The sequence below is a fragment of the Spirosoma lacussanchae genome (assembly GCF_005870035.1).
Classification (GTDB): Bacteria; Bacteroidota; Bacteroidia; order Cytophagales; family Spirosomataceae; genus Spirosoma; species Spirosoma lacussanchae.
The window spans coordinates 107,376-130,152 of record NZ_SWJG01000002.1; the positions used below are offsets into that span (position 1 = coordinate 107,376).

The window sequence follows — 22,777 nt, forward strand, 5'->3', positions numbered from 1 at the left end:
ATTTTCACGTTTTTAATGACTGTTTTGTTGTTCGCTTTTTATGTCATCCCGACCAGTCTGCTGGTGCGGCAGGAGGGATGATAAAAAACAAAAACACATTACTGCCCCACCAGCGAATACACTTTCCCCGGCTGAGTGGCTATATCGTACAGCATGGTTTCTTTCAGGACGGGAGCCGTCAGATTAGCGTTGGTAGCGATAATGGGCGCTGGGGTGGTTTCGACGGCGTAAAATGGGTTGCTATTCGGACCTGATGCCTGTTTTAACGCTACGCCTTTGCCCGCTTTCAGGGTGTTGGGCGTGCGTACGCGCAGGTTGCCGCCGAGGTTCGACTTTATAGCAAGCTTTGTCAGTTTGCCGTTCTTCCATTCCATATTCACTACCTCGAAGCCACCAATGGCCCGTATGCCTTTGATGCTACCGGTTGGCCATACGTCGGGCAGGGCGGGGAGCAGGTGAATGGCTCCATCCGCACTTTGTACGAGCATTTCGGTGATGCCTGATGTACAACCAAAGTTGCCATCGATCTGAAAGGGCGGATGCGCATCGAACAGGTTGTTATAGGTACCGCCACCTCCAGCTTCCTTGTTGGCACCGAGTGGTGTGAGCTGGTTCTGAATTAGCGTGTAGGCATGGTTGCCATCCTGCAAGCGCGCCCACCAGTTTACTTTCCAGCCCATACTCCAGCCCGTCGATACATCGCCCCGATGAATCAGGGTTGTTTTGGCCGCATTGTACAGGCCGGGCGTGCGGGAAGCCGAAATCTGATTGGATGGAAACAGACCGTATAGATGCGAAATATGGCGGTGTTTGTCGTTGGGGTCGTCGATGTCTTCCAGCCACTCCTGCAATTGGCCGTGCCTGCCGATGTGCATAGGCGGAAGCTTGCTCCGCATCTGCTTCAGCGTGTCGACAAAGGCGGCATCCTGCTTCAACAGTTCGGCTGCCCGGATGGTGGTCGTGAAAACGTCGAACGCAATCTGATTGTCCATCGTCGTGCCAGCGTCCAGCGATGAACCACCGTGGGCCTGCGGTGCGTTTTCGGGCGATGTGCCTGGTGTTACTACCAGCCACTTGTATTTAGGGTGCTCGACCAGGTAATCGACGTAAAACTGGGCGGCTCCTTTCAGGACAGGATAGGCCGAGGCCAGGAATTTCCTGTCGCCACTGTACTGGTAGTGCTCCCACAGATGCTGGCTGGTCCAGCCGCCCCCGGCCACCCACATGCCCCAGAGCGCTCCGTCGATGGCGCCCGTTGCCCGCCAGATGTCGGTGTTGTGGTGAGCCATCCAGCCGCGGGCCCCGTACATGACCCGCGCCGTTTCCTGACCAGTCTCCGACATGTCGCGTACCATCCGTAAAAACGGCTCGTGTAGCTCGGCCAGGTTGGTTTTCTCGGCGGGCCAGTAATTCATCTGGGCGTTGATGTTGATCGTGTACTTGCTGTCCCAGGGTGGCCGCATCCTGTTGTTCCAGATGCCTTGCAGGTTAGCGGGCTGACCCGTAGGCTGCGATGATGAAATCAGCAGGTAACGGCCGTATTGGTAATAGAGCGTGACGAGTTGGGGGTCATTGACTGATCGGAAATTCGTTAGTCGTTCGTCGGTTGGCCGATTGGCGGCCTCGGTTGACCCGAGGTTCAGCCCCACTCGGTTGAAGTATTGTTGGTAAGCGGCCACGTGTGGTGTCAGAATAGCCGCGTAGGATTTGGGGTAGGCTTTGTTGAGGTATGTTTCTGCCCGGGCGTTTTCGTCGCCACTGAGGTCTTTGTAGTTGTTGAAGTTGGTGGCTACTGACAGATAAATGGTGGCAGCATTGGCACCCTGCACCGTCAGCGAGGTGTCGGTGGCTGCGAGCGAGCCGCCTTCGGTTTTTATTCGGGCAATGCCTTTGAACCTGACCATGCCTTTGACCCCATCGTGGTCCGATGTGAGGCCGGCAATGGTCAGGTCGCGGGCTGCGTTAACGGTAATCTTCGCGTTAACTTGTGGAGTGGAGTAAGAAGCGGAAAACGACAGCCGGCCCGGTTGGCTGGCGGTCAGCCGCATAACAAGCACCTGATCGGGGAACGAAGCCAGCACTTCGCGGGTGTAGGTTACCCCGTTGACCGTATAGGATGTGCTGGCAACGGCTCTGGCTATATCCAGATCCCGGTAATAATTGGTGTACTGGTCGTGTCCGTCGAATGTCAGATGAAAACTCCCTACCGGCTGAAACATTTGTCCGTGCGACTTTTTGGTAATTATCGCTTTGTTAGCCAGCTGCTCTGCTTCTTTCTGCTTACCCTCAAAGATCAACCGACGAACCTCTGGCAAAGCCGCCAGCGCATCGGGGTTGTCGTTGCGGTTGGGGCTTCCGCTCCAGACCGTGTGCTCATTGAGTTGTATGGTTTCCCGGGCTACGTTGCCATAGACCATAGCGCCCAGACGGCCATTACCGACTGGCAAGGCATTTTCCCAGGTCTGGCCCGATGGCTTGTTGTACCAGAGTTTCAGCTCTGAGCTGGTCTGCGAAAAAACCTGGATCGGTACGACCAGCAGAAGCAAGCAAAGAAAGTGTCTCATCTAAAACGTGCTAAAAGGGGCGGATTCGATGGCCCCGGTTGCAAACTGAAGGAATGCGGTCTGCCAAAGTTACCGGCAAAAACGACAAACCAACTACCTAAAAACAAGATGAAAGAGGACTAAAATAGCCTCTTCCATCTGATACTACTGCTACTTATAAGAATTTAGTAACCAGGATTTTGGGGGAACTTAGGTCCTTCAACAACCCGGTCTATCTGTGTCTGGGGAATTGGCCGCAGCATATGGTAGTCCTTAATGTTGGCTGCCGCTTCGGGATTCCAGGCCTGCACCCGGCGCACCAGCGAACGGGTCCGGACCAAATCATGCCACCGTTGCCATTCACCGAAGAACTCCCGGCTGCGTTCATCCAGGATGAAATCGACCGTTACGTCAGCGGGGGTGATGGTCAGGGCCGTAGCTGCAGCTGCGTTCTGGGCGGCTGTGTTGGTCTTTTTAAAGGCTGCCCGCTGCCGTACTACATTAATCAGAGCGGCTGCCCGGGTAGGATCATTGGCTTTGAGATAGGCTTCGGCCCCCGTTAGGTACACATCCGAGAAGCGATATAAAACAACAGGACGGGTCGAGGGATCGTTGAAGTTAGCCCCGCGGCTGGGGTCCATAAACTTCTTCAGCGCCGGGAAAATACCGTTGTTCCACAGGCTGGGCGGTACAACGATGCCTTTGAAGGGCCTGGTGCCGACAAACTGGGGAGCCCCCGCCACCTCAAAATCCGGCAGCCACACGGCCGTATCGGCACCAACCACGGTTGTATAGCCAATACCCCGTCTGTTGTTGGCGGCTGTAGGGGTGTTGGTGACCGATGTGTTGGCGATGTATACCGTCGTGAACGAATTGGCAAAGCGGGTATCGATGTTCCGGTTCGTGAAAGCCTGGTCGAGGAAATAGCTCTTACCCGTGTTAGGCCCCGTTTTCAGCCTGTCGGTGTTGGGCCGCATCCGAACATACGGCCGTCCGTACTGAGAGTCCCGAATCATGCCGGAGGTACCACTGTTGACCAGCGTGCCGGCGGCATTGATAAACGAGTTGACACCGCTGTTGTTGGGGTAGTTCCAGGTCGTAAACCAGGGCGTCAGGTTTTGGGCGGCTCCGCCACTGGCCCCCGCGCCTACCTGATAGTACCCAAACTTTGGATCGAGCACGTGGTCGCTCACAAACATGGTTTCTTTACCGTAGTCATTGGCCGGCACAAACGCATCGCCATAGTCGGCCCAGAGGTCGAGCCCATAAGTGGCTTTGTTGGCAATGATATCGGCGCAGATAGTAGCTGCCTGGGTGAAGTCGGCCGCCGTATTATTGAGCCAGCCACGAGTCAGATACGCCTTGGCCAGCAGTAGTTGCGCCACGGGTTTGGTGGCGGCTTTACCCAGGAACGGCGCCGTTGGTGTGTTGGGCAGGTCGGCCGCGGCTTCGGTCAGGTCTTTGATGACCTGGGCGTACACCTCGGCGGCTGGCTGACGGGAAGCGGCCTGCGAAGGCACCGTAATAAACGTGGTGCTGAGGGGTACATCGCCCCAGGTCTGTACCAGATAGAAGTACCAGAATCCGCGCAGAAACTTGGCCTGGGCCAGGTATTGCTTGCGGGTAGCCTCCGGTAAATCGATAGTAGCCCCATATTGGAGTACGCCATTCAGGGTGTTGATGTCCTGAAAAGCTATGCCCCAGGCCGAGCCAAAGTTACTGCCGTTCAGGCCGTTATAGGTGTAGGCGGGGCCTCCGCCTGAGCTGGCTCCCTGCAGAAAATCATCGGTGCCAGCCTGCATTTCAACGGTAAACCCTTCAGTACCCCACTGCGACCGGATGTCGTTGTAGACCCCGGCAATACCACCCAGCACACCCGACGGGCTGTTGAAGTAAGAAGGAACAATCTGCGACTGCGGATTCTCTTCCAGAATCTCTTCGCACCCTGTACTTAATAAAGCCATAAGGCCAAGCAGGGCTCCAACTTTTATCGATTTCATAGGAGTGTCAATGATTAGAATTTGAGATTTACGCCGACTGTGAGTTGCCGGATAGGTGGGTTGTTCAGGTTAACCGCAATCTGGCGCTCCGGCGTGGCCCGATCGGCTCCCTGTGCGCTCAGCGTTGACTGGCCCGTAGCGTAGCTGTTTCCTTCCGGATCGATAGCCAGGTTGTCGCGTACTAAAGGCGAATACAGGATGAGCGGGTTGGTTGCGTTAACGTAAAGCCGGGCCGAACTGGCGCCCACCTTCTTGAGCAACTGGCTGGTGAAGGTATAGCCCAGGTTAATACTTCTGATCTTAACGAATGATCCGTCATAATAGCCCAGCGTTGATCCAAACCAGGCTACGGCCTGGCCCGCGTCAGGAGCCGGGAAGGCGTTGGTTGGGTTGGTATCCGTCCAGTAGTCAGTTTTTACCTGGTTTACGCGGCCCTGGTTGAAGAAGGCGAACCCGCCCGAACCCGTCGAGTTACCCGTCAGATACGGAACGACTACTTTCATACCCATCCGGGCAAAGGTGACGATCGACGCGTCGAAGTTCTTGAAGGTGAACCGGTTCGTAATGCCGCCTTCCCACTTGGGCTGGAAGTTGCCCAGAATCTGCCGGTCGGCCGGGTCGATGCGGTTATCACCGTTTATGTCTTCAACCCTGATCTGTCCAGGAAACTGCACCGGCGTAGTTTGCCGGGCCAGCGCGCCACTTTCCTGATCGGCCGTCTGCCAGATGCCAATCTTCTTGTAATCATAAATGACGGAAAGAGGCTGTCCTACAAACCAGCCGGCACCAATATTTGACAGTTCGGTTGGCTTGGTGAGCTGGGTGATTTTTTCCCGGTTGAAGAAGTAAATCACATCGGCACTCCAGTTGAATCCGCCGGGCTTTCTGAAAATATCAAACGTCAGCGATGTTTCTAAACCCCGACCTTCTGTGCGGCCCAGGTTCTGCAGGGTCGATCCGGCCCCGTTGCTGGGTGGCAGCGGAACAGACAGCAGGATGTCTTTGGTTTTCTGGAGATACCAGTCAACCGTACCGGTGATCCGGTTATTCAGGAAGCCAAAGTCAATCCCGATGTCGACCTGCGATGTCGACTGCCAGCCCAGGTTGGTGGCGGGCAGGCTGGTAACGGTATAGGCCAGCTGCTGACCGGCCGTACCCAGGCCGAAGTTATAGTAGCCTGCCGATAAGGCGCCCAGGGTAGCATAAGCGCCTACGTTCCGGTTACCGGAGATACCCCAGCCACCGCGTAGCTTCAGGTTCGAGATGGCAGGAACGCTTTTCATGAAGCCCTCTTCGATCACGTTCCAGCCCGCGCCAATGGCCGGGTAGTTGAAGTACCGGTTAGCAGGCGACAGGGTCGATGATCCGTCGCGACGCAGGGTCAGGGTTAACAGGTAGCGGTCGTTGTAGCTGTAGTTGGCCCGACCCATGTACGAGATCAACCCGGTTTCGGAGAACGAGTTGCCAAAATCGGAGTTGGCCACGGGCTGCCCCGACGCCAGCGAGAAGTTAGACGTTTTGATGTAATCGGCTGGTACCCCCGTTACCGTAAACCGGCTTCCCAGCGAGTGGTTTTTGGTGATTTCGTACAGACCCGTTACGCCCAGTTTGTGCTTACCAAAGGTTTTATCGTAATACAGCAGATGCTGAATGTTGATATCCCAGAACTCAGTGTTGCTGATCTCGGCGTTGGACGACGACTGAACCTGAGCCTGATTGAAATAGGTAAGCGGGCCATTGTAGCCATTGTAGTTAGACTGGCTAAAGTTCAGACCGGCATTGAACCGGTACCGCAGACCGGGCAGGATGTTCACCTCCCCATACAGACTATTAAACGTTCTCAACGACCGGGTCCGTCCCAGATAGGCGTCTCTTTTCGTGATGATCGTCAGCGGATTTATATTAGCCGCATCGATAGACCCTTCCGAAGGGAAGAGGTTTACGGTTCCATCCGCATTATAGGGAGAGGCCAGCGGAGTTAGCCGAACCAAACCACCCGGTACACCACCTCCACCCGGTGTATTGGTGTAGGTAAGTGTATTAAGGGTATTCAAACCAATCTTGATGCTTTTTCCAAGCCGCTGATCGATGGTAGCCCGGATGGTATAGCGTTCGAATTTCTGGCTGGGAATAATACCCGTCTCGTTAAAATAACCGAGGCCCAGAGAGTACTGGGTGTTTTCAGTACCGCCCTGCATCCCCAGCTGGTGGTTGGTGTTGAAGCCGGGCTTGTAAATCAAATCCTGCCAGTCGGTCGAAACGCCGGCCGCCAGCGCTTCCTGCTCCTTGATTGTCAGCGGGTAGGCCGTGGTTCCCGGAGCGGTGCGGTTATATTTGGTCGCGTCGCTCTTGAATTGAGCGTACTCCTGTCCATTCATGACGTTGTATTTGTCCATGATGGTCGTTACGCCGTGGTAGCCGTCGTAGGTGAAAACCGGTTTCCCGATTTTACCCCGCTTGGTGGTGATCAGGATAACCCCGCCCGCGCCCCGCGATCCGTAAATGGCGGTAGCCGATGCATCTTTCAGGATTTCGAGGTTGGCAATGTCGTCGGGGTTGATATCGTTCAGCCCGCCATACGGTATCCCGTCGACCACGACCAGCGGACCATCGAGTCCATCGCCATTCGAGGTGGTCAGCGTCCGGTTACCCCGGATACGAATAGAACCCTGGCTACCGGGCGTGGAGCCGTTGCTGACAATCGTTACCCCGGCGGCCCGGCCTTTCAGCTGGTTAACCAGGTTAGGAGCCGGTACTTCACGTAGGGTAGCTTCATTGACCGAAACAACGGAGCCCGTAACGTCGCGTTTGCGCTGCGTACCGTAGCCGACGACTACCACTTCATCCAGCGTTTTGTTATCAGGCGCCATCGTAACGTTAATGGCGCTCTGTGAGCCAACGGTAACCTCCCGGGCGGTGAAGCCCACCAGCGAGAATACCAGCACGGCGTTGGCATCCGGAACGGCCAGCCGGTAATTACCACGTTCGTCGGTGGTAGTGCCGCGCGTTGTCGATTTGATCTGGATGTTGACGCCGGGCAGTCCTTCGCCTTTTTCGTCAACAACCCGGCCCGTGATCTGTATATCCTGACTGGTTTCCATCGAGGATTCGCGGGGGGCGTTCTGGGGAAGAACGGGGGCGGTCGCGATTCGCTTGATAACGATCTGCTGACCGGCAACTTCATAACTTAAATTGAGTGGAGTCAGCAAGCGGTTCAGTACCTGCTGGAGCTGTTCATTTTTGGCCTGGTAGCTCAGTTTTCGTTTCGACTGAATCACTTCCCGACTGAACAGAAACTGGATTTTTGTCTGTTCCTGAATCCGCCGGATTACCTCTTCCACATCCTGGTTCTGGATGCTCAGGGTAACGCGCCGGTTCAGAATCTCCTGTGCCTTGCCTTTAACCGCGAAGCTTATGTTGACAATATTGAGCGCCAGCAGAATTTGCAGGCTCGAAACTTTCATTAGCCTGACCCAACCCTGGCGGCTGTTCAACCAGTTATGCATGTTTTTGTGCTTTTAAAGTTGTTGCATGAGATGAAAATGCCCTGGAAGGCGTTGAAATGTGTCTTTTTTACACATTTACGGGCAGGCAAGTGGAAGTGTCTGAATACCACCACCCTGCAAGGTGATAGATAGATTTATTGCATTGGTTTTGGGCTAATTAATGGTGAATGAATTACTCATTTACAACCGCGACTATGGATGATTACCAGGTTGTCCGTCACGTCGAAGGTAGATTCAGTGGCCAGGCACAGAAGTCGTATTTTCTCCAGAAAGGGTACGTCGTTGAGCTGCCCCGTAAACGTACAGTTACTAAGCGCAGCCCGGTCGTACTGAATAGGCATGTTATAGCTCTCTTCGAGCCGGTTCAGAATCTCATGCACCGGGGTGTACTCGAAGGTAAATTGCTGTTTAAGGATGCGGTCTGTATTGTCGGCCAACAGCGTTTCGTGCTTTACAAAATGCTCATGGTTGGTTTTGAGGTTAGCCTCTTCGTTGGCGGTGAGCAGGATCGTTTCGGTAGGCGTGGAGGTAGATGTGACGGTCACCCGGCCGGTTTTTACCTTTACAAAGGAGGCCGCCCCCGGCCTGAAAGCACGCACCTGAAAGCTGGTTCCCAGTACTTTGGTGGTTAAATTAGGCGCATAGACGATAAAAGGTTTTGCCGGATTTTTGGTAACCTCGAAGAAGCCCTCTCCCTGCAGGTACACTTCCCGCACCGAACCGCTGTTCTGTTTGCGGTAGCGCAGCTGGCTACCCGTAGATAGCAATACCGACGAGCTGTCGGGCAAAATCACGACCAGCGCCTGACCGGTCGAGTTCTTCACCAGTTTCCAGGCGTCCTGTTTCGGGGCCTGTTTGGACGGGGTATTGGCTACCGACAGCGGATCGAAAAGGGGGAAGCCGAGTTGCCACCAGCCGATCAGGCCGGCCACCGTAGCCGCGGCCACCCACCGGCCCCACTGCCAGTTGCCAAACGGCCGGATCGTGGGCGTTGCGGGAGGCAGTTGCTGAATCACCCGCTCCACGCGGTCTTTTACGGCTTTGTCGGAAATAGCAGGCTGTGTGCCCTGCAAAACCAGAAAGGTAGCCACGGCCTGCTCATAGACTTCCTGGCGATCAGGATGTTCGGCCAGCCAGATTTTCCAGCGAAGCTGATCCTCGGGTCGTCTTTCCCGCATCCAGACGCGAAAGTCCTCGCTCTGCAAAAAGTCGTCTACGGTTATCAGGTTCTGGGTTGGCAGGCTCATTGAACTATTCTACTATATTCCTTGATAGTACGAAGAGTTCGGCCGCTCATACCCTTCTCAAAGCAAATTTTTTTGAAAAAAAATCCAACAAATCAGAAGGGCGTGTACGAGCCAGCGTTTTCGGAGTTTGCCAAGCGCTTTTTGGAGAAGATTGGAAACCGACTGCCGGTTTACCTGCATGACCTCAGCAATTTCGGGTACCGATAAATTTTCGTAGAAGCGAAGGTAGAGCACCTCGCGCTCCCGCGCCGGGAGCAGGTCCAGCTGGTTTTGAACACGTTTGGTCAGCAGGTTCAATGATTCCTGATGAATCAGCAATGACTCTGAATCGGCCTCTTCTGCTACAGACGTATCCCAGTCCAGTTCTTCGTACGATATCCGTTTCTGGGTTCTGATATGCTGGATGATATGATTGCGGAGTGCTTTAAGCAGATAATGTTTGACCGACTCGGTATTGCCGATTTGCAGACGGTTTTGCCAAAGTTGTAAGAAAAGCTCCTGTATGCAGTCTTCAACAACGACCTCATCGACCATGAACTTGAGCCCATAGTGTCTCAGCACGCGATAGTAGCGCTCGGCTAGTCTACCTAATGCCAGCCTATCGCCTTCACGATATAATTGCCACAAGTCTTTGTCGTCGGTATTGGCTAGCATGAATGTTTAGAGATCCCTTACGCCAACTGAACGGGTAAATTTCCCGCTTTCAGTTGTATGATGAAAATTGAGTTGTACTGTACAGGTTCAGTTCGTGCTTCCAGTTGGTTTATGTATCTGCCTGTCCGTACAAACGGGTCAGGTGGGCCGAGTTGGTTAAGTATGTGGGTTTGGAGACGGAACCTGCCTTTCATGTACTCTGTATCGGTTGTTTCGTAGCAATCGAGACAGACAAGAACAGTGACCTTAACTGGCTCTGTTTACCTGTTATTGAGTGTGGAGGCAAATTCCGCAAATACAAAGTAAAAGTATTTTTATATCATTATTAAGTATAAGATTATCCGGATAGCGAGGTTTTTCAACATACGATATGGAATCTTAATAACAAGTTTATTTCATATATATGCTTCCGTACCAGATGTTGATTCGGTATCTGGTTGGTAAATGCCTAGTTATGTTTAGGTTAGCCACTGTAGCCAGGTCATTGAAGGAGACTAGGTCTGTACGGTGGGCTATACAAACGAAGCTACTATTTTCTGTACTGTGCCCGGCCTATGTTAACCAACTGCTCCAAAAAGGTCTAACTACTGCCTGGCGGTCGGGCAATACGCTACATGAAGACCTATAGTTGCTTCGGTTGCATGATAGGACGTAGTCATTCCTGCCGTAAAGAGAATTTGTCCAAATTTTTCTGGAAAAAATTAGAAATTAGCTACGTAGTTCCAGCGGCTTTTTTGTCTTATAGTTAGGTGGCCGAAAAACTAACTTAATCATAGCTAACTTATGGAGACAGTTGCTCCTTTGACGCTCTCAACCAGTGCTTTTCAAAGACCTTTCAATATAGTTAGTGACCTGACCGCCAACGAAACCCCGGATGAGTTAGTGAAACATCCCGTTGATACGGAGCTGTTTATCCGGAAGGTGTTCGAGACTGATCCGAAAAAGGGCTGCGAACTGCTTTTTCGGCATTATTACCGGCCCATGTGCACCCACGCCAGCCGGTTCGTTTATTCTAAAGAGGTAGCCGAGGATCTGGTTGCCGATGTATTTTATACGTTCTGGGACACCCAGGCCTACCTATCGGTGCGTCAGTCGTACCGGGCCTATCTGTTTCGGTCTGTCCGGAATCGATCGTACAACTACCTGGCCAACGAGCATAAAAAACTTTGTTCGCTTGAGTCGGCCGAGAAGCAGGAGGCCCCCCTGGGTGATCTGCCCGAGTCGATCATGCGGTACGAGGAACTCTACCACCGCATTGATAAGATGGTGGCTGAGCTGCCCCCGCAATGTCGCAAGGTGTTTATCATGTTCCGGTTCGAAAGCCGGAAAGCGAAAGATATCGCCCAGGAGCTGAAGCTGTCGGTGCGTACCGTTGAGGTATACATTGCCAAGGCGCTGTCAACGCTGCGGTCGGGGCTAAAAGACCAGTGGCTGGTTGTTGCCCTGATCACCTGGCTGGAAAGCTGGCTGTGCTGATAAATTTATTGGCGGGTACAGTACGTAGTTTTTCCAGGCAATTTGTCCACATATTCAGATAGAGATTCAACATATGCTTCCGGCTATAGACAAACAACTTCTTTTCGACCACTTCGCTGATAAGACGACGCCCCTGCAGAAACGGCAGATCGAAGAGTGGCTGGGCAGCGAAGCAAACAGGGAGCAATTCTATGCCTGGTTGTCAGAATGGGAACAGCAGAATGCCTCGTATCTGCCAGCACTTGAGGAACCGTTGCAACGATTTGTCGACCACATGAACAGGGTGCCATCCGGGTCGGCCGATGTTGATGCCGGCAAGCTCAGGCCGCTTGAGGGCGTGGCGCAACGGCGGGGGGCAAGGTCGCCCTGGGGGTGGCTGGCTGCCGCATCCGTACTGGTTGGCGGGCTTTTTTTAGGCTGGCAGTATCAGGAAACGATCTTATACAAAACATACCAGACGGTATATGGCGAAACGAAACCGGTGCTGCTGTCAGACGGGAGCCGGGTTTTCTTACAGGCTAATTCGCTGCTGCGCGTGCCCCGATTCGGGTTTAGCGAACGAAGCCGGGAGGTATGGCTGAAAGGTGAAGCTGGTTTTGTCGTTACCCATACCGACAATAACCTGAAGTTCCAGGTTAAGACCGATAAGAGCTTCGACGTAGTTGTTCACGGCACGGAGTTTACCGTAAATACCCGCTCGTACCGCGCCAATGTCATGCTGCGGAAAGGCAAAGTTCAGGTCAACTGCAATCTGGGAAAAACGCAGAATCAGATTTTTCTCAAACCTGGCGACCTCGTATCGCTTGAGCAGCCGAACCGACCGCAGATTCAGCACCAGATCAAACCGCAGGTGTACGAACAGTGGAAAGAGCGCCGGTTCGTTTTTGATAATATGAGTTTACAGGCGTTTGGGCAGCTATTGACCGAAAATTACGGACTGTCGGTAACCATATCTGACAGTGCGATTGCCCAGCGAACGCTGGTAGGCTCGTTCCGGGCCGATAATGTCGATGAATTGCTGGAGCTCGTTGCCGAAATCTTTGATCTTAAAGTCACCCGCGACGGGAATACAGTGCGTTTGAGTGAAGTCGATTAATTAATCCTTTCTAAGCCCTATTCATTCATGAAAAAAATCTCTCCACTCGCGAGGGCAGGATTGCTATTGCTTTCTGTTTCCTGTATGAGTCAGCCCGCCTGGTCTCAGACCTTTGCTTCCAGCCGCCAGGTGATTAATCCCAAGCTCACCACGTCGGAAATGCGCAAACTGAAGGATATTCTTCAGGAACTTAAGTACCGCTACCAGGTCGACATCATTTTTGAGGGCGGGGTTGTCGAAAACGTGACTACGCCGGTCATCAGCATCAACTACAGCCTGCCGCTGGAGCAGAACCTCAACGCCATTCTGAAGCCGACGCATCTGCGCTACAAGAAGGTGAAAGAAGGCTCGTACCTGATTCTGGACGAGAAGCGGGATCGTAGGAAAAGCGTTTCGAACAGCTCATCGGCTATCCCCGGCCTGACCGATCATGTTACGGCTACGGCAATGGCCGGCCATCAACTGGAGGCCGACGCGCAGTCAGGCAAAGCCGGCACACTGAGCCTGAAAGTGGCCGATCAGGTCGTTTCCGGGCGGGTTACCGACGAGAGCGGGGGAGCGCTGCCGGGGGTCAACATCCTGCTAAAAGGGACCCAGAAAGGTACCGCCACCGATGTGCAGGGCAATTATACGTTCAGAATCAGCGAAGGTAACTCGCCTAACAGCGCGGCCGTTCTTATTTTTTCGTTTGTCGGCTACCTGCCCCAGGAGATTGCGGTCAACAACCGCAGCGTTGTCAATGTACAGCTCAAAACCGATCTCAAGCTGATCAACGAAGTCGTGGTTGTGGGCTATGGTACCCAGAAACGCAGTGACATCACAGGCGCCGTTGGGTCGATCAGTGCCAAGGAAATTCAGGATGAGCCGGTGGTTCAGATTGGTCAGGCATTGCAGGGGAAGGTGGCCGGTTTACAGGTAACCCAAAACTCAGGCGCTCCCGGTTCCGGTCTGCTGATCCGCGTTCGGGGTACGGGTACTGTTAACAACTCGGACCCGCTCTACGTCGTAGACGGCAACCTGAACAGCAACCCGCTCGATCTGGTACCGGACCAGATTGAGAGTATTCAGGTGCTGAAAAGTGCCAGCGCAGCCGCTATTTACGGAGCTCAGGGCGCCAACGGCGTGATTCTGATCACTACCAAGCAAGGCCGGGCGGGCAAATCTCAGCTGGATGTCAGCCTGTCGCAGGGGGTACAGCAAATTCGGAAATACTTCCCCGTTACCAACGCGTTTCAGTACGCAACGCTCTATAACGAAGGCCTGGTCAACGCGGGCCAGCAGCCGCTCTACCCGAATCCGTCGGCCCTGGGCGAGGGTACCAACTGGCAGAAAGAGGTATTTCAGGTGGCACCCATGACCGACGTGAGCCTGTCGGCCAGCGGGGGAAACGAGAATAGCAAGTTCTTCTTTTCGGGGGGATACATCAACCAGGAGGGCATTATAAAAGGATCGGGTTTCAACCGCGCCAACCTGCGGATCAACTCGTCGCATACGATTAACCGGTATCTGCGGGTCGGTCAGAACCTGTCGGGTAGCCTGGCGCAGTATAAGCAAATATCGGAGTTCAACTTCGGGTCGATACTGGGCAGTACGCTGACGGCCAATCCCGAAATTCCGGTCAGGATGCCCGATGGTAACTGGGGTTATTCGCCAACCTCGCTGAACTCTGGTAACCCACTGGCCAGTATCAATTACACCAACAACAATACCCGGCGACCCGTCATCAATGGCAATGTATACGCGGAGATCATTCCGCTGGAGGGGCTGACCTTCCGCTCTCAGTATAACTTCAACATTGGCTATTCGGAGAACTCGGTGTTCAACCCCGCGTATCGTATCTCTACCAGTAACTTCAACGATGTAGCCAACCTCACTGAAAGTACCAGCCGTTTTCGTGAATACAGCTGGGTAAACACGCTGACCTATCAGAAAAACATTGGTGATCATACGTTCGACGTTCTGGGCGGGGTAACCGTTCAGGAATCCTACACGCAGGGTATACTGGCCTACGCGGCCGGACTGCCCCTGAACGCGACCCTGAATCCGAATCTGCGTTACCTCAACCTGTCGACCCAAAGCAACCGGGTAGAGGGCGACGCCGGTGCCTGGGGGATCTTATCGTACCTCGGCCGGATCAACTACAACTACAAAAGCAAATATTTCACGACGGTGAACTTCCGGGCCGATGGGTCGTCGCGCTTCGGAGAGAACAACAAATTCGGGTATTTTCCCTCGTTTTCGCTGGGCTGGAAACTGTCCGAAGAGCCTTTCCTGAAAGAGGTCACCTGGGTGAATAACCTGATGCTGCGGGGCGGCTGGGGGTCGTTGGGCAACCAGAACTCATTACCCAACTACGCCTTTACGGAGCTGGTTACGCCCAACATCAACTACACCTTCGGCAACCCGCAGACGGTGGTACGCGGCCAGGCCGTTACCAGCATGGGTAACCCGGACCTCCGGTGGGAGTCGACCAAAGAAACCAACATAGGAGTCGACTTTACCGGCTTCAACAACCGGGTTACGGCTTCGGTCGACGTATACAACAAGAAAACGACCGACATGCTCCTGCAGGTACCGGTTGTCAGCTACTCCGGCATTCAGAACGCGCCTTACGTAAACGGAGGCAGCGTCACCAATAAAGGGGTTGAGCTATCGCTGGGCTATGACCGGAACAACAGCATTCCCGGTGGTTTCAACTACGGCGTGTCGGGTAATATTGCCTTCAACCAGAACCGCGTAAACGCGCTGAGCAACTCCGGAACGGCCATCAACCAGTTCATCAGCTTTGTCGGTCTGGTAAACGTTACGCAGGTAGGGAGCCCCATTGCTTCATTCTGGGGCTGGCGGACCAACGGCCTCTTCCAGAGCCGCGAAGAAATTGCGGCCCACGCGTTCCAGAGCACCGGAACCGCGCCCGGCGACATCCGCTTCGTGGACCTGGACGGCAACGGAGTCATTAACGCCAATGACCAGACCGTAATCGGCAATCCCTGGCCCAAGTTCACCTACGGGCTGACCTCCTACGCGTCGTTCAAGAACCTCGACTTCCGGATGCAGTTTCAGGGTACCTACGGCAACGACATATTCATGGGTCTGAAATTCAGAATGGAAGGCGCCAACTTCTTTAACTACACCATGAACGTCTGGGAAAACCGCTGGACCGGCCCGAACACCAGCAATACGGTGCCCCGCCTGAATACCAACGACCCGAACAACAACATGCGCTCGTCGGAATACTACATCGAAGACGGATCGTATCTGCGGCTGCGGAACATTCAGATCGGCTATCGCATTCCGAAGAGCGTGGTGAATCTGCGGAGTCTGCGTGTATATGCGTCGGTCCAGAACGCGCTGACCTTCACCAAATATCCCGGATTCGATCCTGAGCTGGGCAGCAACCGTGGCAACAGCCCCCTCTATATCGGTATCGACGAGACGAACTACCCGCTGCCCCGGATCTATACCCTGGGCGTCAACATTGGCCTTTGATATTGTCGACAGCGCTTTCCGGCGCTACAGCAAATGCGCTGCCCGAAAGCGCTCCTTAAACCCAAGACCCATTAGCCATGAAGCTACTATCATACGTCTTATTAACCTGTTTTTGCTGGTTCACCTCACAGGGCTGCAAGAGCGTACTGGATAAAGAACCCCTGGCGCAGATCAGTGCCTCCAGCGCCTACATCACTGCCGACGATGCCCGCCGGGCCGTAACCGCTGCCTACACCCCCCTGGCCGGTAACAACTGGTGCTGCACCTACGTAGGAACCGGCTATATGCACTGGGTGCTGGCCAACGTAGCGTCTGACGATACCGAAAAAGGGGGCGAATCGGGGTCCGATCAGCTGTATGCGCAGCAAATTTCCCTGTTTAACATTCAGTCGGACAACGATGCCGCCCGCTTCGCCTGGTCGACCGAGTACATCGGTATACGGCGGGCCAACCTGGTGCTGGACAACGTACCGAACATCCAGATGGACGCGGCCCTCAAAAACCAGTACCTGGCCGAAGCCAAGTTCCTGCGGGCCTGGTACTACATCAACCTGGTCAAAACCTTCGGGGATGTGCCGCTGGTACTGACGGCTTCGCAGAATACCTACGACATGGAGCGAACGCCCAAACAGCAGGTCTACGCCCAGATTATCAAAGACCTGGAAGAAGCCGCAGAAGTACTCCCGCTGGCCAGTAAGTACCCGGCTGCCGACCGGGGTCGGGCTACCAAAGGGGCCGCGCAGGCTTACCTGGGTAAGGTGTATCTGTATATGAATAATTTCGCCAAGGCCGAAGAATGGTTCGACAAGGTGATCAAGTCGGGCGAGTACGCGTTGCATGCCGATTACATGGGTATGTTTCTGCGGGCCGGTGAAACCAGCCGGGAGCACATTTTTCAGGTACAGTTCCTGAACGATCAGGGCGCGCAGCCTGCCAATAATCAGATCAACATCGTGATGGCGAGCCGCGCCCGTAATGGCTGGGGCTTCAATAACCCTACTGCTGATTTTGTCAGCGCTTTCGAGCCCGGCGACCCCCGCCTGGAACAATCGGTATACAAAACGGGCGATGTCATGCCCGACGGGCTTGTGGCCAACGTAGGCAACAGTAGCACCGGCTACCTGAACAAAAAAGTGTACGTGCCCGAATATGAGCGCATTGCCGGGTCGCTGCAGGCGGGTCGAGACGATATCTACATGCGGCTGGGAAAAGTGCTGCTGTGGTACGCCGAAGCGGCCAACGAGAACGGAAACACAACCGCTGCCCTGAACGCTCTGAATCAGGTTCGGGCACGCGCCCGGCAGGGAAAAACGGGGGTGCTGCCCGATGTAACCGTGACCGATAAAGCCGCACTTCGCGAACGAATCTGGCAGGAGCAGCGGGTCGAGTTCGGGCAGGAGTATGAGCGCTTCTTCGAGCTGGTCCGCCAGGGTCGGGCCGGGAAAGTGCTGCGGGCCTACGGCGAAAAATACAAAACCGCCAAAGGAGCTGGCTTCCGCGACGGTATTAACGAAATATTCCCGATTCCGCAGCTCGAAATCAATTTGAGTGGCGGCAAAATCAAGCAGAATCCGGGCTACTAAACGCAGGCCATGTCATCGTACCAGACGGGCGTGGGTTGGGTAAACTATGCCTTCCTCAAACCAGACCGGTCGCCCGAAGTCAGTCACCAGGCTCCTATAAACGGGCTGTGGGTGACTGACCCCCGCCCGGCTGCCTGCTTCTCATTACTCCCACGGGCCAGTGCGCCGGCCTGGTTTAACCTACTCTTTCTTATGCGGCTGTTCGTAAGCATATGTGCGTGTATCACGGTGTCTGCCAGCTTGTTGGGTCAGACCATGCCGGCAGCTGAAAAGCCGTCGTTCGGTCAGACGTTTGTGCCAGACCTCATAGTCAGGGCCTCCGATATCAAGTCGTTTCAGGTGGTTGGGCAGGCCGACTGGCAGGCTCAGAACGGCGAGATCGTTGCGCGGTTAGCGCCTAATTCCGGAGGGAGCTGGCTTGTGCTGAACCGGTCGTATCAGGATGTCGGTCTTCATGCGCTATTCAAGTGCAGCCCCTCGGCCGAAACGGGGGTGCTGTTGCGGATGCAGAAAACCGATCGGGGCATGAAGGGTATTTTCCTGACCCTCAACAAAGACGAAGTGGCTCCTTATGCGGTATCCATCGATGCGCAGGGCAACATAACCGAGCGCGAAAAGTTGCGGTATGCGGGCGGCATCTACTACCGGCTGGCCCCCCCGAAGAACGACGCCCAGGCCAACGCCCGCCGGGCTATGCCACCCCGCCCCGCTACCCCCGCCAACCTGCCGCTGGCCCGCCCCAATACCGACTTCCGCGCCGACGACTGGAATATGGTCGAAACGTTTGTCGAGCTGAACGTCATCCGCAATTTCCTGAACGATGGCGCCGAGATCGGTGGGGCCGTAGATGGCGATTCGGCAACGGATGAGTATGGCCCCATTGCGCTTTACGCGGGCGGTTCGGGCGAGGTTCGCTTCAAGGACATCATGGTCAAGGACATTGCCATGCGTGTGAACCCGGCCGAAAAATCGTCTTCCCGTTTTACTGTCCAGTGCATCAGTGATATGTACTATTCGTGGGGCGCCGATGCCGCCGATTTTAACAAAGACGGTATCATGGACGTAGTAGCGGGCCCCTACATCTATTACGGGCCTGACTACACGACGCATCGGGAAATTTTTCCGGCTATTGCAGTGAGCCCGTCCAGGGAGTTTACCCGCACCCATGTGCAGTTTACGCACGACTTCAACGGCGACGGCTGGCCCGATGTGCTCATCAGCCCGTCGGGGGCCAGTGTGCTGATCAATCCGAAAGGCGAGTCCCGGCGCTGGAAAAGCTACGATATTCTGCCGTCTGTACAGAGCGAAATCACCGATCTGGTCGATATTGATAAAGACGGCCAGCCCGAACTGGTGTATGCGGCCAGCGGCTCCCTGCGGTATGCAAAGCCCGACGGAGCCGACCCGACCAAACCCTGGAAAGAATTCATTATTTCGGACAAAGGCTACGCGCTGGCCCACGGCATCGGAACCGGCGATATCAACGGCGACGGCCGACTCGACATCCTGAATGCCTACGGCTGGTGGGAGCAACCCGACCGGAAGACGCCGGAAACCCTCTGGGCGTACCATCCCTACGCGTTCGGTCGCTACGGCAACCGCGGCAGCAACATCGGCGGTACGCTGATGGCCGTGTTCGACGCCAATGGCGACGGACTGAACGATGTGATCACCAACCTCAACGTACATGGCTTTGGCCTGGCCTGGTTCGAGCAGGTGCGCGACAGGGCTGGTGCGATCTCGTTTACCCGCCATATGATCAGCGACGATTACTCGACAAAGAGCGCCGGAAACGTGACCTTTTCGCAACCCCACGGCGCCACCTATGCCGATGTTGACGGCGATGGCATTCGCGATTTCATCGTTGGCAAGCGCTACTTCACCCACCTCGATAACATGTACGATCCGGACTCGTACGGCGCGCCGGTGCTGTACTGGTACCGAACCGTCCGGAATCCGAAAGCGCCCGGCGGGGCCGAGTTCGTGCCCGAACTGATCCATAATCGATCGGGGGCGGGCTCTGAGGTAACCGCGGTCGATATCAACAAAGACGGCGCCATCGATATCGTCACCTCAACCAACCGGGGCACCTTCATTTTCTGGAATACCCCCACTGGCCGCAAACCCCAAAAACAGCCGTCCCGGTCAAAATAAGCCTCACGGCCAGATAATTATGCTGGCTTTCAATCCCTACTCCTCAATCCTAATCCCTAAGCCATTACTCATGAAACTGTATTTGATCGTATTGATGCTCTTCATCGGGGTCATCCTGTCGCTGCACCTGACTATGAACGCCCAGGTGGGCGCCATTATCCGAAATCCTAAAGTGGGCAATGCCATTTTCTGGGGCATCGGTGCCCTTACCGCCCTGGCGATCGGTTTTTCGTCCGGCGATACCGAAGCGTTTTCCCGGCTGCGCGAGGTGCCGGTCTGGCTGCTCACGGCGGGCGTCATGGGAGCCGCACTGGTGTTCGGTATTGCCTGGACGGTCCCTAAAGTGGGGGCCGCTACCGCCTTCGTTCTGATGATTGCCGGTCAGGTGGTTACCGGCCTGGTCCTGTCTCACTTTGGCGCGCTGGGGTCGCCGGTAGAGCCCATTTCTGCCATGAAAGTAGTGGGTGCGCTTCTGCTGGTTGCCGGGGCCGCCGTCTGCACATTTTCTAAATAACAGCCTGAAATCTATGCATACGCCATTAACCCGAAGGGATTTTATCAAAGCGGCCGGTATGGCCGGCGCGGCCTCGCTGGCCCTGCCCACCCTGGCCAGGGAAGAACTCGCCAGAAAAAACGAAATCGGTGCCACGTTCATCCTGTGGGGATACGGCGCGGATAACCTCGAAGCCTCGCTCAGCGACATGGCGAAACTGGGCTACCATTCGTTCGAGACCTTCGGACAGGTCATTCAGGAATGGGAAGAAAAGCGGGGCGGATTCGGTAAGGTCGTTCAGAAATACGGCGTTCCCATCATCTCGGCCTTCTGCATGACCGACGTTCTGGACCCCGCCAAACGGCCGGGCGAACGGAAAAAGCTGGAACGCTGGGCGCAGTTGCTGAAAGAAAACGGCGGCAAAGTAGTCGAATACTGCCCCACCAGTATCAAACGCGACGGCTACGACTACAAGGAGCACAAGAAGAACCTGGTCGACTCCATGAACGAGTATGCCAAAGTAGTCACCGACATGGGGCTGGTCTGCGCGCTCCATCCGCATACGGGTACGCCCATCGAAACCCGCGAAGAGGTTTACTTCATCATGGAAAATCTGGACACGAATTACATGAAGTTCGGACCGGATGTGGGGCAACTGGCCAAAGGGGGCAGCGACCCGGTCAAGATCGTACAGGATTTTCTGCCGCTCGTTCAGCACGTTCACCTGAAAGATTTTTCGGGCGGTAACGACAACGGCTACCTCGGCTACGCGCCCCTGGGCGCCGGGACCGTAAACCTGAAAAAAATCCTCGATATGCTCGAACCCCGCAAGAAAGACATGGCCGGCATGATCATGTTCGAACTCGATTCGGACCGGAAAAATAAGATGCCGATGACAGAATTCGAGTCGGCCAAAGTATCTCGGGATTACCTTAAAAAGCTGGGATACAAGTTCGCAGTCTAGTCGACATACGCCAGCGTCTGGCAGTCAAAAACGCGTTAATCAAGATTTGTTTTCCCCTGGTTTATGGAAGTTCTAGCGAATTATATCGGCGGTACGTGGACAAAAAGTAAGGAAGAGAATACGGTGGCTGTGATCAACCCGGCCTCGCAGGAAGTGATTGGCGCTGTCCCGCTGGGGAGCCATACGGCCACCGATGTGGCCAGTGCGGTAGCGGCAGCCGCCGGAGCGTTTGCGGCCTGGCGCGAGGTCCCCGTCATGAAGCGGGTACAGCCGCTGTACAAACTGAAGCAGCTGCTCGAAACCCACGCCGAGGAGATTGCCCGAACCATTACGCTCGAATGCGGCAAAACCCTGGCCGAGTCGAGGGGCGAAATTCAGCGGGCCATCGAGAACGTGGAGGTGGCCTGCGGCATGCCGGTGCTGATGCAGAGCGAGTTCTCGGAAAATATCGCGCCGGGCATCGATGAGTTCATGATCCGTCAGCCGCTGGGCGTCTGCGCCTGCATTGCGCCGTTCAACTTCCCGGGCATGATTCCATTCTGGTTTCTGCCCTACGCCATCGCCTGCGGAAACACCTTCATTATAAAACCATCGGAAAAAGTGCCGCTGACCATGCTGAAGGTGTTCGAGCTCATCGATCAGCTGGATCTGCCCGAGGGGGTCATCAATCTGGTACACGGTGGTAAAGAAACGGTAGATGCCCTGCTGGAACACCCTGACGTTAAGGCCATCAGTTTTGTGGGCTCTACGCAGATCGCCAGATACATCTACGCCAAAGGGGCCGCCAACGGAAAACGCGTTCAGGCCCAGGGAGGAGCCAAAAATCCGGTGGTGGTATTGCCCGATGCCGATCTGGACATGTCCGTCAAAATTATCACCGACAGCGTGTTCGGCTGCGCGGGTCAGCGCTGCCTGGCCGCGTCCAACATCATCACCGTGGGCGATCAGGGCGTCATCAAAGAAGCCTTGTACGAGTCGGCCAAATCCCGAACGACCGGCTTCGGCCTGGACGAATCAGTCGAGATGGGGCCGGTTATTACGCCAGACAGCCGGTCGCGGATCGAACACCTGATCGATAAAGGCATTCAGGAAGGGGGGCGGCTACTGCTGGATGGCCGCAAGCCTGCCATCAGTGGTTTTGAGCAGGGCAACTTCATCAGGCCAACCATTCTGGAAGGCCTGCCGCTCGATGGCGAGGTGATCCGCACCGAGATTTTTGGCCCCGTTATGAGCCTTATCGAACTCGGTACGGTAGACGAAGCCCTGACCTTCATCAACAGCGGCCGGTACGGTAACATGGCCTGCCTGTTCACCAGCAGCGGAGCCAACGCCCGCAAGTTCCGGAGTCAGGCCATGGCCGGTAACATCGGTATCAACATCGGGGTAGCGGCCCCCATGGCGCAGTTTCCCTTCAGCGGCTGGAACGAAAGCTTCTTCGGTGATCTGCACGGGCAGGGTCGGCACGCGGTCGAGTTTTTCACCCAAACCAAAGTCGTTGTGGAGCGGTGGCCGAAAGAATGGTCGCGTAAGTTCTAGCGGTACAGGTCGGTTCTGAGCGGTTTTACTCCTCAT

Annotated in this window: 13 protein-coding genes; 8 read left to right on the forward strand and 5 right to left on the reverse strand. The window is 55.0% G+C overall.

The genetic code is table 11. The features are described 5' to 3' along the window. Positions 1–98: 98 nt before the first annotated feature. From FBR45_RS10910 to FBR45_RS10930, 5 genes are all read right to left on the reverse strand, one after another. Positions 99–2,564: a glycoside hydrolase family 95 protein gene (locus tag FBR45_RS10910; RefSeq protein WP_138502212.1), complete on the reverse strand. Its 2,466-nt coding sequence runs from the start codon at positions 2,562–2,564 to the stop codon at positions 99–101. A 164-nt stretch (positions 2,565–2,728) separates the two neighbouring features. Further along, positions 2,729–4,543, reverse strand: coding sequence for a RagB/SusD family nutrient uptake outer membrane protein (locus FBR45_RS10915; RefSeq protein ID WP_138502215.1), 1,815 nt, complete (start codon positions 4,541–4,543; stop codon positions 2,729–2,731). Between the two features lie 14 nt (positions 4,544–4,557). Further along, positions 4,558–8,007: a TonB-dependent receptor gene (locus FBR45_RS10920; protein ID WP_394344373.1), complete on the reverse strand. Its 3,450-nt coding sequence runs from the start codon at positions 8,005–8,007 to the stop codon at positions 4,558–4,560. Between the two features lie 218 nt (positions 8,008–8,225). Then, positions 8,226–9,296, reverse strand: a complete 1,071-nt coding sequence (locus FBR45_RS10925; RefSeq protein WP_138502219.1) for a FecR family protein — start codon at positions 9,294–9,296, stop codon at positions 8,226–8,228. A gap of 57 nt (positions 9,297–9,353) precedes the next feature. Then, positions 9,354–9,950 (reverse strand): RNA polymerase sigma factor, encoded by a 597-nt coding sequence (locus tag FBR45_RS10930; protein WP_138502221.1) that lies wholly within the window; start codon positions 9,948–9,950, stop codon positions 9,354–9,356. Positions 9,951–10,733: 783 nt separating this feature from the next. Between FBR45_RS10930 and FBR45_RS10935 the strand changes: the two genes are divergently transcribed. The 8 genes from FBR45_RS10935 to FBR45_RS10970 all read left to right on the forward strand — a co-directional run bounded on the left by FBR45_RS10935 (position 10,734) and on the right by FBR45_RS10970 (position 22,741). Then, complete coding sequence (locus tag FBR45_RS10935; RefSeq protein ID WP_138502223.1) at positions 10,734–11,426, forward strand: RNA polymerase sigma-70 factor; 693 nt, start codon at positions 10,734–10,736, stop codon at positions 11,424–11,426. A 73-nt stretch (positions 11,427–11,499) separates the two neighbouring features. Further along, a complete protein-coding gene (locus FBR45_RS10940; RefSeq protein ID WP_138502225.1) occupies positions 11,500–12,522 on the forward strand; it encodes a FecR family protein in 1,023 nt (340 codons plus the stop codon). Positions 12,523–12,549: 27 nt separating this feature from the next. After that, positions 12,550–16,011, forward strand: coding sequence for a SusC/RagA family TonB-linked outer membrane protein (locus tag FBR45_RS10945; RefSeq protein WP_138502227.1), 3,462 nt, complete (start codon positions 12,550–12,552; stop codon positions 16,009–16,011). 77 nt (positions 16,012–16,088) lie between these two features. After that, positions 16,089–17,594 (forward strand): RagB/SusD family nutrient uptake outer membrane protein, encoded by a 1,506-nt coding sequence (locus FBR45_RS10950; protein ID WP_138502229.1) that lies wholly within the window; start codon positions 16,089–16,091, stop codon positions 17,592–17,594. A gap of 9 nt (positions 17,595–17,603) precedes the next feature. Beyond that, a complete protein-coding gene (locus FBR45_RS10955; protein WP_138502231.1) occupies positions 17,604–19,748 on the forward strand; it encodes an FG-GAP-like repeat-containing protein in 2,145 nt (714 codons plus the stop codon). A gap of 70 nt (positions 19,749–19,818) precedes the next feature. Further along, positions 19,819–20,262 (forward strand): DMT family transporter, encoded by a 444-nt coding sequence (locus FBR45_RS10960; RefSeq protein ID WP_171044874.1) that lies wholly within the window; start codon positions 19,819–19,821, stop codon positions 20,260–20,262. Positions 20,263–20,275: 13 nt separating this feature from the next. Further along, entirely contained in the window at positions 20,276–21,205 is a 930-nt protein-coding gene (locus FBR45_RS10965; protein ID WP_138503067.1) for a TIM barrel protein, read from the forward strand. A 63-nt stretch (positions 21,206–21,268) separates the two neighbouring features. Next, positions 21,269–22,741: a CoA-acylating methylmalonate-semialdehyde dehydrogenase gene (locus tag FBR45_RS10970; RefSeq protein ID WP_138502235.1), complete on the forward strand. Its 1,473-nt coding sequence runs from the start codon at positions 21,269–21,271 to the stop codon at positions 22,739–22,741. Positions 22,742–22,777 lie beyond the last annotated feature (36 nt).